Raw genomic sequence first — 13583 nt, 5'->3', positions numbered from 1 at the left:
AAAAGGATTATTTGCCATTTGCAAAGTGAATCGAGTATAGAAATTTTATCAAATTATGGCATAAATCTAGCGATAATCCCACGATTGATGTACTATTTCTGCCATTATGTAATAAAGGGTAATAAATCAACATGACAACTCAACGCAAAATATTGGTGACTTGCGCACTGCCTTATGCCAATGGTGCAATTCACTTAGGTCATATGCTTGAACATATTCAAGCTGATGTATGGGTACGTTATCAACGTATGCGTGGTAATGATATCTATTTTATTTGTGCCGACGATGCGCATGGCACCCCAATTATGCTCAAAGCACAACAACTTGGCATTACGCCTGAACAGATGATTAGTGAAGTAAAAACTGAGCATCAGCGTGATTTTGCTGGATTTAATATTAGTTATGATAATTACCATTCAACCCATAGCTCAGAAAATCGTGAAATATCAGCACAAATTTATAAGCGTTTAAAAGCTAATGGTTATATTAAAACCAAAGTCATTTCACAGCTATTTGATCCTAAAAAACAGATGTTTTTACCTGATCGCTTTGTAAAAGGTACTTGCCCACGTTGTAAAGCTCCAGATCAATATGGCGATAACTGTGAAGTGTGTAGTGCAACTTACAATCCGATTGATTTAATTAATCCTAAGTCTGTGGTTTCGGGGGCAACGCCCATTTTAAAAGAGTCAGAACATTTCTTTTTCGATCTGCCGGCTTTTTCAACTATGTTACAAGAGTGGATTCGCTCAGGGACACTACAAGACCAAGTCGCTAATAAAATGCAAGAGTGGTTTGAATCAGGCTTACAGCCGTGGGATATTAGCCGCGATGCCCCTTATTTTGGTTTTGAAATCCCCGATGCACCAGGTAAATATTTTTATGTCTGGTTAGATGCACCAATTGGTTATATGGGATCTTTCTTAAATTACTGTAATAAGCAAAATAAACCGATTTTTGATGAGTTTTGGAATAAAGATTCGAGTACTGAACTTTATCACTTTATTGGTAAAGATATCGTGTACTTCCATAGCTTGTTTTGGCCTGCTATGCTAGATGGTAGTGAATATCGTAAGCCATCGAATATTTTTGTGCATGGTTATGTAACTGTTGACGGCGCAAAAATGTCTAAATCACGCGGTACTTTTATTCAAGCAAGTACCTATTTAAAACATTTAGATCCTGATTGCTTACGTTATTATTATGCGGCTAAACTATCACCACATATTGATGATATTGATTTAAATCTTGAAGATTTTGTGCAACGTGTAAATAGTGATTTAGTCAATAAAGTGGTAAATATTGCTTCGCGTTCGGCTGGTTTTATTTATAAACGCTTTGACGGCAAATTATCAGAAAAAGTGGCTGAGCCAGAACTTTATGCGTTATTTGTAGAAAAAGCAAAAGTCATTGCTGATTATTTTGAACAACGTGAATCAGGTAAGGCGATCCGTGAAATTATGGCACTAGCTGATGAAGCCAATCGTTATATTGACGAAAAAGCGCCATGGGTGGTTGCCAAACAAGCGGGGCAAGATCAAGCATTGCAAGATATTTGCTCAATGGGTATTTACTTATTCCGCATTTTAATGACTTACTTAAAGCCGATTGTACCGTCATTAGCAGAGCGAACAGAAGCATTTTTAAATAGCAAATTAGAGTGGGATACTATTGCTAATGCGTTAACTAGCCATAAGATTAACCAGTTTAAAGCTCTATTTAACCGTATTGATATGGATAAAATTACTGCCATGATTGAAGAAACAAAAGAACAAGCTGCCCTAGCAACACCAGCTAAAACAAATGTTGCTGAACCTATTGCCGATACAATTAGTTTTGACGATTTTACCAAAGTTGATATGCGTGTTGCTTTAATTAAACATGCCTGTTTTGTTGAAGGTTCCGATAAATTACTCCAGTTGACGCTTGATATTGGTGATGAAACCCGTAATGTATTTTCAGGCATCAAACAATTTTATCCTGATCCAGAAGTGCTAATTGGGCGTTTAACCATTATGATTGCCAACTTAGCACCTCGTAAAATGCGATTCGGTGTTTCCGAAGGGATGGTGCTTTGTGCCAGTGGTAAAGATGATGGTGACGGCGTGTACTTGTTATCGCCAGATAGTGGGGCTAAACCGGGAATGCGCATTTCGTAATTGATATCTTTATTATAAAAACTGCATCTTAACAAGTTAATATACTTGTTAAGATGTTTCAGGAAATTATGCGTTTCAGTATAAAATTTGCTTATTTGATAAATAATTGTAGCGTTTGTTTTTTAGAGTTGTTTTTCTATTATAAGTGTTTAGCTAACCAACTATCATGTAACCATTTTTGAGTTTGCCTTCCTGCTCGAATAAAATCCCAGTCAATATCTCTTTCAAAAACCATTACTGTTTGATCAGGTCCTATAATAGTCCAAAAATAGAGGCCAGTATTTAAATCACGGCATTTGACTTTCATTCCAGTTAGTGTGTTTTTTTTGCCATCAACAATAATAGTTTCGTTATGGGTATTGATCCAATTATTATTATAGTTTTCTAATAAATCTGGTGCATAGTCTTTAAGAAAATTTAGAGTAATTTGTAATGCGATTTCTTTGGAAACTTGTTGGCTAGAAGACTGATATTTAGGTAGTAATCTTACTAATCCTTGTAAATTTTTAGTAGTATCATTTATTAATAATGAAACATGTTGTTGTTCAAGATGTATGCTTTCATTGGGTTCAAAACGATAAAGAGTGACAGGCTGTTTATTGTGGAGTCCTTGTTTAGTTAATACAAAATTAAAATCGCGTTCTGCATTTTGTAATAACTTTTGAAAATTTGGTTCAAGTATGTTTTTTGCTTGTTGTATTTGCGTTGAGTTCATAGTGGGTTCCTTTATTGTACTCATTTCTTCGGCGTAACAAGTTGAATTTAAAAAACTTGTTATAATTATTAAGCTAATAAATATTTTTTTCATTATAAAAACCTTAATGGTAATTTCTTTTATTTAACATTAGTTGCAATGCACAAATAAATAGGAAAAGGGTGACGAGTAAAATTAAAGTATTTGTTTCAAAAATGGTTGGTAAAAAGGCGCCTACACTCGCACCAATAAATAAAACACAGGTGTATAGCGATATGGCAATGCCACGACTTTCAGCTTCAGATTCGATTGTAATACATGTAATCATTGATGGAATGGCATAGGCTAGTCCAAAAATAAATATAAAATGGATAATAAATAAAAAACTAACAAAATTTAATTGGTCATTAATATAAAAACAGTGAATTAATAACGAAATGCTCATTAGGCATAATGCCATGAATAATACGTATAATGGTTTGATTAGCTTAAATATATAACCAGCTGTTAGACTAAATAATATAGCAATAATGCTTATATTACGTAGTGTTGGTACATAAATGATTAATGAGCTATGGTGTAATATTGAATAAAGACTAACGAAACTAAGTAAAACAAAGAGCGAACAACAATAGATAGGAAATAATTTTTTATTAAACAAAATATTGGGAAGTTTACTAAAAATTGAAGTTATTGTTGTTTTTTGGGGTGTTGGTTTTTTTCTATTGCTTTTTGAACTGTTGAAATAAAAGCATACAGCGCCTAATGCGTAAATAATACCTAAAAACCACATAGACTTATGCAGTGAATCAACAATCATTATTGAACCAAACCATTGCCCAATGGTTGTTGCGAGTAGAAACGCACAACTAATAATTGAGATTGCTTTAGATTTTGTTGCATCAGCAAGGTTGACCGAAATCCACGCTAATGCAACAGGTGGAAATGAGGCTGCACAAAAGCCTTGGATGGAACGTGCTAGCAATAATAAATAATAACCACTTATCAATGGAATAATAAAAGTGATTAATGCTAAAAGTAGTAAGCCTATTGCTAAAGTAAAATCTTTGCCTATTTTATCCGATAAAATTCCCCAAATAATTAGTCCAATCGCGTAAAAAATACCAAACACACTTGTCAATAAGCTGACATTACTTGGTGTGCTACCTTTGATAAAAATTAGTAAATTTTCTGGAATGGGTAAAAAAATGTATAGAAGGGTAACAACAGCAAGTGCTATAAAAGGAATTAATGTTGTTCCTACGATTAACTTATATTTCATTGATGAGTCCTTTAAGTTTTATTGTTGTATTTAAACTGCAACAATTGGAGTATATATCCATTATGGTTTTTAAATCAACATAATTTGTTGTACAATATAATTTAATCGATAAAATATAAAAAAATAAACGATGAAAAAGGTTTTATTATGGAAGATATCTCTGCTAAAAATTCATATGATGACTTTTTATCAACCGTGATTGTTGGTATTGGAGAGGTTTCTGAGATGACAAAAATTCCAGTTAGAAAATTACGATATTGGGAAGAAAAAGGCATCATTAAAACGGTTGATCCACAATCTAAGTCTCGTCAATTTGATTTAGCGAATATAAAAAAAATTGTTTTAATTCAAGAATTGATGGAAGATGGATATTCATTGGATGGTGCAGCCAAAAAAGTTGAAGATAGAATTGCAAAAATAGAATCGTTAATGAATCTAATTCAAATGTAATTGTGTGTATATTGGTTTTTATATTGTAATAATATTAATTCAAGTTCTATTCATTAATTAGTTTTATAATTTATTTTCAATATGGGTATTTTATTATTTTGCTTATTAATTGTTGACTTTATTAAGTTTCTTATTGATAGGTTTTTATTAATAAGCATTTTTTGGGATAAACAGATAAAACCGATATTTAATGTTACATTAAACCATTAGCTCAAGGCAAATCGTTTGTTGAAGTTGATGGTGTTTGCTATGATGAAAAACTAGAGGCTAGTATTTAGAAATGGCCTTCAGTTATGATGACTGCTATATTTTAATTTTTGTGACGGAAGAGGGTAGTCCTTGGGAAGAAGTTTTATTCATCTATTTACTTGATTCAAAAAACTACAATAAAAAACCTTCCCTTTTACATTTAGGAACCTATTTCATATCTACCCCCAATTTCATTTAAACACCATTTTTTGATCGAAGTAAATAAAACTTCACTTTAAATCAATATGCTATGTGTCTCTATTTATCCTGAAATTTGGCAATCAAAATAACGACTGCCAAAGCTCTATTTTGTTAAAAATCATATTTTGCTGTTTGATTTAACATTGCATGTAAATTCGTTATTGCATTATTTTTGATTTTCTGACGGATTTCCTGAATAAGGAAATATGCTGTCTTTTAGTGAAAAAGAGAAATCTTTTGTATTAATTTCACCAATAACTTTGTTGCTATCGTATAAAGCTAGTAGAAAATCGGCCATTTGCTTTGCTGTTAATTGGGCGTTAGCTTGCTTTAATTCCTGTGCTAGCCCTTCGGTAAAGGCATTGACATAGAATTTTGTTGCGCAATAGGTTACCGCATTAGGAACGATCGTATATCCACCACGGGAGGAGATGTTTATTAGTTGTGTCCCAGATTCATTTTGATATTTTCGTACATACAGTGTTTAAAAAATTGTTAGGACTTCAATATTTAAATGAAGCATTGTTTCGATTTTTCCTAAATCTTGATCGCTAACACTGCCGTAATGACCAAGACCGGCATTATTAATCCATGTTTCAATAAAATAGTTGTCTAAATCATTAAAAAGAGAATAAGCGTTGGTTGGTTGTGATAAATCACAAAGTTTTATAATTACTTCTAATGCTGGGGCAATTTTTGCAATTTCTTGTTGTAAAAGTGCCAAATTTTCTTGTCTTCTTGCAATAACAATAAGGTTTTTATTTCGTTTTGCAAAAGCAATAGCTGTTGCATAACCTATGCCTGAACTTGCGCCGGTTATGACGGTATATTTTTTATGTGTATTGGTCATTTTTATTTCCTCTAATATTTCAAATATCTGTATTTAATTAAAAACATTCAACCAATTGAATATACGATAAATATATCTTTATTCTGCTAGAAGGTGGGGATTTATTTTGGTCTTTTATATTTTTCTTATTGATTATTTGTTTGCCATGAATTATGTGGTAATTCAACTTCATGAGAGGCTTGAGATAAGGCATCATTCAATCGTTGGCAGCTTAAAGGTATGCAATAAGTTGGTTTTGCACGCTCAAACCGCCAACTGTTTGATAAAGCACCTACATCCATCAATATAATCATAGCCAATACTTTCTAGAAGAGTGAAAACAATTTGTTTGGCATCGAAGTCATCTCCAGCTATAGGTATTGCTCTTCTATTTGATTTATTCTTTGGCTTTGCATCTTTTATAATTTCTTTTGCGAGAATTGCATTAACAACTTTAACTACTCTAGATTTATCAAGATGTTTAGCGACTAACTCGCTAGTTGTTGTTTCATGATTATCTAATTTTCCTAAATGACCATCGCGGGCTGGATAATAGCTAGTGGCATCAAGTATTATTTTGCCACTGAGTAGCTCTGCAGGTAATTGTGTATAATTGATAAAGGGAATGGCAACGAGAAAATTATATCACCAAATTTAATGGCTTCTTCTTGGCTTCCAATTTGGCAGTTTAAGCGTGTGGCTACGCAAAACAGCGTCTTTTTATCTCTAGAATTTATTGAATTTGTGTTGAATGCAATATCGTAATAGGTGTGTTTTTTATACATAATAAAAAAGGCGATTTGCTCGCCTTTTTTAACAGTTGTCATAAAAGAACCAATAGTTATTTTATCGTCACTAAAGTGCTCACTTCTTTACCTAACATATTGTTTAGATAAACTAAATCGTTAGCAGTTAAGGTTCCTACTGCATATTTTAGTTGTAATAAGCTAGTTAAATAATTATATTTTGCATCAGATAAATTTCGTTTAGAACTGTAAAGCTGAGTGGTTGCGTTTAATACGTCAACAATTGTTCTAGTTCCAACTTGATAACCAGAATTAGTTGCTTCTAATGAACTTTGTGCCGAAACTACTGCTTGTTGATAAGCTTTGATTGCGCTAATTGATGATGAAATATTGTTGTACGATGAGCGTACGTGATTAATCACACCACGATTGGTACTTTCTAATTTTTCGCTGAAGCTCACGTAATTTTGTTGTGCTTGTTCAACTTTAGACATTGTTGCACCACCCGAAAAGATAGGTAGGTTTACACTAACACCAACATAGTTATTTCCTGAATAAGATTTACCACCCTGTGTACCTGCAGCTACGTTATTCCCATATCTATCGGTTTTGTTGAGGTTTGTTGATGCATCTAAACTTGCTGTAGGTAAATGACCTGCTTGAGAGAGTTTGATCTGTTCACGTGCGATGTCTTGATTTAATTTCATTGTTAATAAATTAAGATTAGACGTTTCAGATTGTTTTAACAATAAGCTGATTTGTGCTGGGGTTTCTGTTTTAAAGTTATTAGTATTAACACTTGCCAAACTTGAATAAAAACGCCCACTCACTTGGCGTAACTCTTCGATTGCATTATTTAACTCATTTAATGCGTTGACTTGTTGCGCAACAGTTAGGTCATAGTTAGCTTGGGCATTTTGTACATCAGTAATGGCCACTAAACCAACTTGGTGTTGTTGACGAGTTTGTTCTAACTGACGGCCTATTGCTTTTTTCTGTGCATCAATAAAACTCAATGCATCCAGCGCTTTTAACACATTAAAATAAGCGACGGAAGTATTTAAAATTAAGGTTTGACCTTGGTATTGATAAGCAATATCAGCAATACTTGCTTGTTTTTTAGTAATATCCAAGGCTTTCCAACTTGAGAAATTAAAAATACTTTGAGATACTGCTACTTGGTATAAGTTCCCGCTTTTGGACTTTATCCCACTTGCATCACGTCGACCATGAGTTACACCATAAGAAGCACTTAAACCAACTTGTGGTAGTAAACTTGCTCGAGAGCCAGAAATTGCTGCGTATGCTTTATTTTTTTCTGCTAATGAACTGCGTAGATCTGGATTGGTTTCTTTTGCTTGTTCATAAATTTGTATCAAATTTTCAGCAAAAACAGATTGGCTTAACGCTAATCCAATTAAAAAAGTTAAAGTTTTTTTCATCAATCTTCTCTTTAAAAATCATTAAAATATAGTAGTATCTTTAATAGTGTAATTTTAACAGATAATTAACATATAGTAAGCATAGTTTGCATGCCATTCGCACTTTTTATTCAAATTTATTTTAAAATCGGAATCTTATATGAAAATTAAAAACAATCCAGTACATTTTGACAAAAATGATGTATTGAATCTAACTAAACGAATCTTGTATAAAGGTTTTTTTTCTTTGTTTGAATATCGTTTTCAGTATCGAAAATTTGATGGTTCAATGAGCGAGGTTGTCACTCGTGAAATTTTAGAACGTGGGCATGCGGTTGTGCTTTTAGCTTATGATGCAAAACGTGATGAAGTTGTGCTAATTGAACAAATTCGGATTGCTGCTATTGAAACGCAAGATAGTCCTTGGATGCTAGAACTCATTGCTGGAATGATGGATCACGACAATGAATCATTTGAAGAAGTAGCAAAACGTGAAGCAATGGAGGAAGCAGGAGTCGTTATTGGTCGATGTAAACCTATCATCAGTTATTTAGCATCGCCTGGGGGGTTAACAGAACAATTGCATATTTTGGTGGGCGAAGTTGATTCATCAACCGCCAAAGGTATTCATGGTCTTGCTGAAGAAAGCGAAGATATTAAAGTTCATGTTGTAAGCCGAGAACAAGCGTATCAATGGATTAAAGATGGCGTAATTAACAATGCTGCATCAATTATTGCACTACAATGGTTAGAGCTTAACCATATATTGTTAAAAAATGAGTGGGCATAAATTTTTTACTGATTACATTTAATTATTTCTTTCATAAAAGTGTAATCTATTTTACAATTTTATATAACGTTCAGATTTATAATAAAAATTGTGTTTCCAGTCACAATGTCTATTTTGTTGCTGACATTATTAACCATAATTATAGATTAATAAATAATTGGGGTGAATTTTGGAGTCATTTTTAAAACTTCCAATCTGTAATAAAAATTACGGTAAAATATTACATATAACTGATACTCATCTTTTTGCTGATGACGATGGCTCGTTGCTTGGCGTTAATTCTAATGCAAGTTTTTTAGCAGTTATTAATGAAGTTGAACGTAGTAATAAGCAGTTTGATTTAATTGTAGCAACCGGTGACTTTGTGCAAGACGGTTCTAAAAAAGCTTATGCTCGTTTTGCAGAACAAATAAACAAGTTTAATACACCTTGTGTGTGGTTGGCAGGCAATCATGATAATTATGCTTATATGCAAAAAGTGTTTGCAAATTATCAACTTGCCGATGATAAAGTAGTATTATTAGGAGATAAATGGCTGATTATTTTATTAAATAGTCAAGTTGTTGGTCAGGCTTATGGCTTTTTACCCGATTCTGAACTCGAATTTTTAAACAATGCTTTAACTCAACATCCTCATAGGGATGCATTAGTTTTTTTACACCATCATCCAGTTAATTCCGGCTGTCATTGGTTAGATCATCATATTTTAAAAAACAGTGACCAATTAGAGCAAATTATTCAAAAACATTCCAATGTAAAAGGAATTGGGTGGGGACACATTCATCAAAAACAAGATTATGTTTGGCATAATTGTAAGGCATTTTCAACTCCTTCAACTTGTTTTCAATTTAAATCTGAATGTTATGATTTTCAATTATCAAGTGACGATGCGCCAGGCTGGCGAGAAATTACACTTAATATTGATGGGTCTATTGAGAGTGATGTTTATCGATTAACGGATAATCAGTTTTTACCAGATGTTTCTCAAAATGGTTATTAGTAAGTCGTAACCATAGTAAAGATAAATATAAAACTAGTCAATAATCATAGCAAAGGTGCAAAAAAGTAAAACAAGCGCTCAACGATGCGTTGCCAAATTGGGCGTTGATTCCATTTTACGGTGTTTATTTTATCTGAATTAGCTAAATAATTTTGTAAGAGATTTGATAGCGATTTAGCAAATTCTGCATCATCGATTACTGTTGTAATTTCAAAATTAAGCCACAAGCTGCGCATATCTAAATTAACAGTACCAACAAGACTTAGTTGATTATCAATTAAAACACTTTTGGTATGTAATAAGTTATCATTGAATTGATAAAGTTTTACACCACCGTTTAATAATTCAGAAAAAAAAGCTCGGCTTGCCCATTTTACCATCAGTGAGTCAATATTTTTGGGAATAATGATGATGACTTCGACACCTCGCTGTGCAGCTGTGCACACTGCATGTAAAATATCATCACTCGGTACTAAATAAGGTGTGGTAAAAATAATTTGCTCTTGCGCTGAATAAATTGCGGTTAATAACACTTGATGGATCATGTTTTCCATATAACCTGGACCCGATGCGATTAATTGCATAATGTGTTTTTTATCTTCGGGTGGCTCGGCAAAATCAGTGATTTTGGGTAAAGCTAAATATTTGCCTGTTTCTAACTCCCAATCACTAGCATATATGGCGCCCATTAATGTTGTAACTGGACCATTCATTCTGACCATAATGTCAACCCATTTACCGACATGTTTATTCTGTTTGAAGAAACGCGGATCGACAATATTCATACTACCAGTATAAGAGATATAGTTATCGATAATGATTACTTTGCGGTGTTGACGTAAGTCTAGCCTTCTAAACATAAATCGAAGTAAGTTTACTTGTAAAGCTTCTACAATGATGATGCCTGCATCATGCATCCTTTTGCTAGCATTGCTTTTAATAAAATGCCGGCTACCGGCAGAATCAACCATTAATCGACAAGTTACGCCTCGCTTAGTTGCTTGAATGAGTGCTTGTTCGACCTCATCAGCACGACCGCCTTCATTCCAGATATAAAATACCATTTCGATATTTGACGTTGCTCGATTTATATCTTCAATTAAACGGTCAAAAATTGCGTTAGTTTCACTTAGTAGCTCAATGTGATTACCCTTAATTCCATCAAGGCCTGTTTGATGTTTACAAAGCTGAAAAATCGGTTTGCTAACTTGGCTAACGTTGCAGGTAAAAATATCTGGGAAGTCACTTAGTTGGTTGATAAATTTAGAAATAGTTGGGCGCATTTTTTGCGCTCGTTTGACACGTTGCTGACCTAAGTGAGCTTCGCCCAACGAAAAATAAAGAATCACACCAACAAGTGGTAAGATATAAATTACTAACATCCATGCAATTACATACGTTGTAGGTCTTCGTTTGAAGACAATACGTAATGTCGTTGCAACGATGATCAACCAATAAACAAGAAAGATCAAGGTGCTAATTAATGCATGAAATGAAGTAAATTGCATATTTAACTAGCTATTATTTACGTTTAATTTAGATATTGGATCTTTAGTACAATCATAATTTTGAAAAATTTCAGGTAATGGTTTTGGGTTATTATGCTTATCTACGGAGACATAAGTAAATACGGCATCTGTTATGCAGAAGCGTTGTGTGGTGTCAGATGTATCAATAACTTTTTTAACCCAAACTTCTAGACCAATAGTGATAGACGTTTTCCCCGTTTTGATGCAATGTGCATAACAACAAACAACATCCCCAACCATTGCTGGTTTGTAAAATGTAATACTGCTAGCATTAACCGTTACGACTCGGTTTCTTGCGATTTCTTTTGATAAAATACCACCAGCAAGATCCATTTGAGACATTATCCAACCACCAAAAATGTGTCCATGAGGATTGGTGTCAGCAGGCATTGCAAGCGTTCTAAGCACTAATTGACCTTTAGGGGCTATATCTTGTGTCATGCTAAAATACTCCGTATGTACAATTTATTTATTGTCTATATCTTTATTCATATTTTTATAGATATAAATACCTGATATCAAGGATAATAGTAATGATGCGCCAGGTAAAATAAATACTTTAAATTTCCAAAAGAAATCATCTGTAGTGTAATAAGTCGCACCTAAGCTAATGGCGCCACATAGTGTAAAAAAGAAAATCCATAATAAATTTAGTTTATTCCAACTATTGATATCTAACTGTATTTCTTTGCCGAGCATTTTTTGCAATAGATTTTTTTTGAAAATAAATTGGCTCACTAATAAAGTTGTAGCAAATAAAAAATTAATAATAGTCACTTTCCATTTAATTATATTGGGATCACGCATATAAAGTGTAAATCCACCAAAAATCATGATCATTAGATAAGAAATCAATTCTACTTTATCTATTTTTCTATATAACATAAGAATGATAAGAAAGCATACCGTTGCTGCGATCATTAATGCTTGAACACCAACAAAGACATCATACATGGTCAGAAAAACAAAAAAGAATACAAGAGGAATAAAATTTAAAAGCTGTTTCATTTAATTATTAACCTAGCACATAAAGATGAATTGATATATTGTAAAAAAGTAAAAGCCTATTGGGATAGGCTTATTTTTTGTGATGAAGTTCAGGATGTTCCTTGCAATTACCCGATTGGCAATGTCCATAAAGATATAAACTGTGAAAAGTTAATTTAACGCCATATTGTTCGGCGATTTCTTTTTGTCTAGTATTAATTATTTCATCGCGAAACTCAAATACTTCACCACAATCTAAGCAAATTAAATGATTATGATGTTGTTGTGTTGCCAGTTCGAAAACCGCCTTGCCACCTTCAAAGTTATGTCGTGTAACAATTCCAGCATCGTCAAATTGATTCAAAACACGATACACGGTTGCAAGCCCAATTTCTTCCCCCATATCAAGTAGTTTTTTATAAAGGTCTTCTACTGTGATATGTTGACATGAAGGATCTCGTAATAATTCTAAAATCTTTAATCGTGGTAACGTAACTTTTAAACCAGCACTTTTGAGTGCCGCATTATTATCATTAACATGATTTGTCATATTACTTCCCATTAAGTTATTAATAGCCATCTATTATAGGAACTATGTACGGTAAATAAAAGAAATCATTTTAATAGATTAAATTTTCATTTCGGCTTTGACTTGATTTACCCAATTGTTGATGCGTTCTTCAGTTAAATCTGGTTGACGATCTTCGTCAATGGCTAAACCAATGAAATGCGTGTCATCCACTAAGCTTTTTGAAGCTTCGAAACTGTAACCTTCGGTTGACCAATGTCCAACAATTTTTGCGCCTTTAGGTTCAATAATATCGCGAAGTGTTCCCATGGCATCACAGAAATATTCGGCATAGTCTTCTTGATCACCACAACCAAAAATAGCTACTGTTTTGCCACTAAAATCAATTTTTTCTAAATTAGGAAAAAAGTCATCCCAGTCTGCTTGAGACTCACCATAGTACCAAGTTGGAATACCAAAAAATAGGTAATTGTATTGTTCAATGTTCTCTTTAGTGATTTTTGCGATGTCAAAAAGTTCAGCTTTGTCACTACCTAAAATGAGTTGGATTTGCTTTGCTACATTTTCTGTATTGCCTGTGTCACTACCAAAAAAAATACCAACTTGTTTCATATTTGTACCTTTATTATTTACGATATAAAAATATTTTAGGAGTATATCATTGTCATTTACTGTCAGCAATCATTCTAAATTACACAGAACATCAGAACATCAGAA

Annotated in this window: 14 protein-coding genes and 1 pseudogene; 4 read left to right on the top strand and 11 right to left on the bottom strand. The window is 33.1% G+C overall.

The annotated features are described in order from the left end of the window. Window positions 1–131: 131 nt before the first annotated feature. A complete protein-coding gene (gene metG / locus A9G22_RS10365) occupies window positions 132–2159 on the top strand; it encodes a methionine--tRNA ligase (RefSeq protein ID WP_075508834.1) in 2028 nt (675 codons plus the stop codon). Between the two features lie 139 nt (window positions 2160–2298). Here the strand turns inward: metG and A9G22_RS10360 are convergent, their stop codons facing one another. After that, window positions 2299–2874, bottom strand: a complete 576-nt coding sequence (locus tag A9G22_RS10360; protein WP_065580444.1) for a hypothetical protein — start codon at window positions 2872–2874, stop codon at window positions 2299–2301. Window positions 2875–2977: 103 nt separating this feature from the next. Beyond that, complete coding sequence (locus tag A9G22_RS10355; RefSeq protein WP_065567694.1) at window positions 2978–4135, bottom strand: MFS transporter; 1158 nt, start codon at window positions 4133–4135, stop codon at window positions 2978–2980. Window positions 4136–4282: 147 nt separating this feature from the next. Between A9G22_RS10355 and A9G22_RS10350 the strand changes: the two genes are divergently transcribed. Continuing rightward, window positions 4283–4585 carry a MerR family transcriptional regulator gene (locus tag A9G22_RS10350; RefSeq protein WP_065586914.1) on the top strand — a complete coding sequence of 101 codons (303 nt, stop codon included), beginning with the start codon at window positions 4283–4285 and terminating at the stop codon, window positions 4583–4585. Window positions 4586–5201: 616 nt separating this feature from the next. Here A9G22_RS10350 and A9G22_RS11675 read toward each other — a convergent pair. The 4 genes and pseudogenes from A9G22_RS11675 to tolC form a co-directional block, all read right to left on the bottom strand. After that, window positions 5202–5885, bottom strand: a pseudogene (locus tag A9G22_RS11675) (SDR family NAD(P)-dependent oxidoreductase). A 125-nt stretch (window positions 5886–6010) separates the two neighbouring features. After that, on the bottom strand, window positions 6011–6178 hold the full coding sequence (locus tag A9G22_RS11435; RefSeq protein ID WP_176700266.1) for a hypothetical protein: 168 nt from the start codon (window positions 6176–6178) through the stop codon (window positions 6011–6013). A gap of 258 nt (window positions 6179–6436) precedes the next feature. Continuing rightward, entirely contained in the window at window positions 6437–6691 is a 255-nt protein-coding gene (locus tag A9G22_RS11180) for a hypothetical protein (RefSeq protein ID WP_082264538.1), read from the bottom strand. 14 nt (window positions 6692–6705) lie between these two features. Then, on the bottom strand, window positions 6706–8052 hold the full coding sequence (gene tolC, locus A9G22_RS10335; RefSeq protein WP_075508833.1) for an outer membrane channel protein TolC: 1347 nt from the start codon (window positions 8050–8052) through the stop codon (window positions 6706–6708). 139 nt (window positions 8053–8191) lie between these two features. Here tolC and nudF point away from each other — a divergent pair, with 139 nt between their 5' ends. Next, on the top strand, window positions 8192–8821 hold the full coding sequence (gene nudF / locus A9G22_RS10330) for an ADP-ribose diphosphatase (protein ID WP_065586909.1): 630 nt from the start codon (window positions 8192–8194) through the stop codon (window positions 8819–8821). Between the two features lie 169 nt (window positions 8822–8990). Further along, complete coding sequence (gene cpdA, locus A9G22_RS10325) at window positions 8991–9821, top strand: 3',5'-cyclic-AMP phosphodiesterase (protein ID WP_075508832.1); 831 nt, start codon at window positions 8991–8993, stop codon at window positions 9819–9821. Between the two features lie 44 nt (window positions 9822–9865). Here cpdA and cls read toward each other — a convergent pair whose 3' ends face one another. The 5 genes from cls to fldA form a co-directional block, all read right to left on the bottom strand. Next, window positions 9866–11329, bottom strand: coding sequence for a cardiolipin synthase (cls, locus tag A9G22_RS10320; RefSeq protein WP_065586907.1), 1464 nt, complete (start codon window positions 11327–11329; stop codon window positions 9866–9868). 6 nt (window positions 11330–11335) lie between these two features. After that, complete coding sequence (gene yciA, locus A9G22_RS10315) at window positions 11336–11791, bottom strand: acyl-CoA thioester hydrolase YciA (protein WP_065586906.1); 456 nt, start codon at window positions 11789–11791, stop codon at window positions 11336–11338. 24 nt (window positions 11792–11815) lie between these two features. Further along, the gene (locus tag A9G22_RS10310; protein WP_065586905.1) at window positions 11816–12358 is read right to left on the bottom strand and encodes an inner membrane-spanning protein YciB; all 543 of its coding nucleotides are present in this window, start codon (window positions 12356–12358) and stop codon (window positions 11816–11818) included. 70 nt (window positions 12359–12428) lie between these two features. Then, entirely contained in the window at window positions 12429–12887 is a 459-nt protein-coding gene (gene fur, locus A9G22_RS10305; protein WP_065586904.1) for a ferric iron uptake transcriptional regulator, read from the bottom strand. A 78-nt stretch (window positions 12888–12965) separates the two neighbouring features. Next, window positions 12966–13478: a flavodoxin FldA gene (gene fldA / locus A9G22_RS10300; RefSeq protein WP_065586903.1), complete on the bottom strand. Its 513-nt coding sequence runs from the start codon at window positions 13476–13478 to the stop codon at window positions 12966–12968. Window positions 13479–13583: the final 105 nt, after the last annotated feature.

This window comes from Gilliamella sp. App2-1 (genome assembly GCF_001690255.1).
GTDB lineage: Bacteria > Pseudomonadota > Gammaproteobacteria > Enterobacterales > Orbaceae > Gilliamella > Gilliamella apicola_G.
Note: the sequence above shows the minus strand (reverse complement) of the source record. Positions and strands in the feature narration are given on the sequence as shown.

Bases quoted from the DNA above. Each gene is read 5' to 3' on its own strand.
- metG (WP_075508834.1), top strand. From the start codon at position 132: ATGACAACTCAACGCAAAATATTGGTGACTTGCGCACTGCCTTATGCC.
- A9G22_RS10360 (WP_065580444.1), bottom strand. From the start codon at position 2,874: ATGAACTCAACGCAAATACAACAAGCAAAAAACATACTTGAACCAAAT.
- A9G22_RS10355 (WP_065567694.1), bottom strand. From the start codon at position 4,135: ATGAAATATAAGTTAATCGTAGGAACAACATTAATTCCTTTTATAGCA.
- A9G22_RS10350 (WP_065586914.1), top strand. From the start codon at position 4,283: ATGGAAGATATCTCTGCTAAAAATTCATATGATGACTTTTTATCAACC.
- A9G22_RS11435 (WP_176700266.1), bottom strand. From the start codon at position 6,178: ATGATTATATTGATGGATGTAGGTGCTTTATCAAACAGTTGGCGGTTT.
- A9G22_RS11180 (WP_082264538.1), bottom strand. From the start codon at position 6,691: ATGACAACTGTTAAAAAAGGCGAGCAAATCGCCTTTTTTATTATGTAT.
- tolC (WP_075508833.1), bottom strand. From the start codon at position 8,052: ATGAAAAAAACTTTAACTTTTTTAATTGGATTAGCGTTAAGCCAATCT.
- nudF (WP_065586909.1), top strand. From the start codon at position 8,192: ATGAAAATTAAAAACAATCCAGTACATTTTGACAAAAATGATGTATTG.
- cls (WP_065586907.1), bottom strand. From the start codon at position 11,329: ATGCAATTTACTTCATTTCATGCATTAATTAGCACCTTGATCTTTCTT.
- yciA (WP_065586906.1), bottom strand. From the start codon at position 11,791: ATGACACAAGATATAGCCCCTAAAGGTCAATTAGTGCTTAGAACGCTT.
- A9G22_RS10310 (WP_065586905.1), bottom strand. From the start codon at position 12,358: ATGAAACAGCTTTTAAATTTTATTCCTCTTGTATTCTTTTTTGTTTTT.
- fur (WP_065586904.1), bottom strand. From the start codon at position 12,887: ATGACAAATCATGTTAATGATAATAATGCGGCACTCAAAAGTGCTGGT.
- fldA (WP_065586903.1), bottom strand. From the start codon at position 13,478: ATGAAACAAGTTGGTATTTTTTTTGGTAGTGACACAGGCAATACAGAA.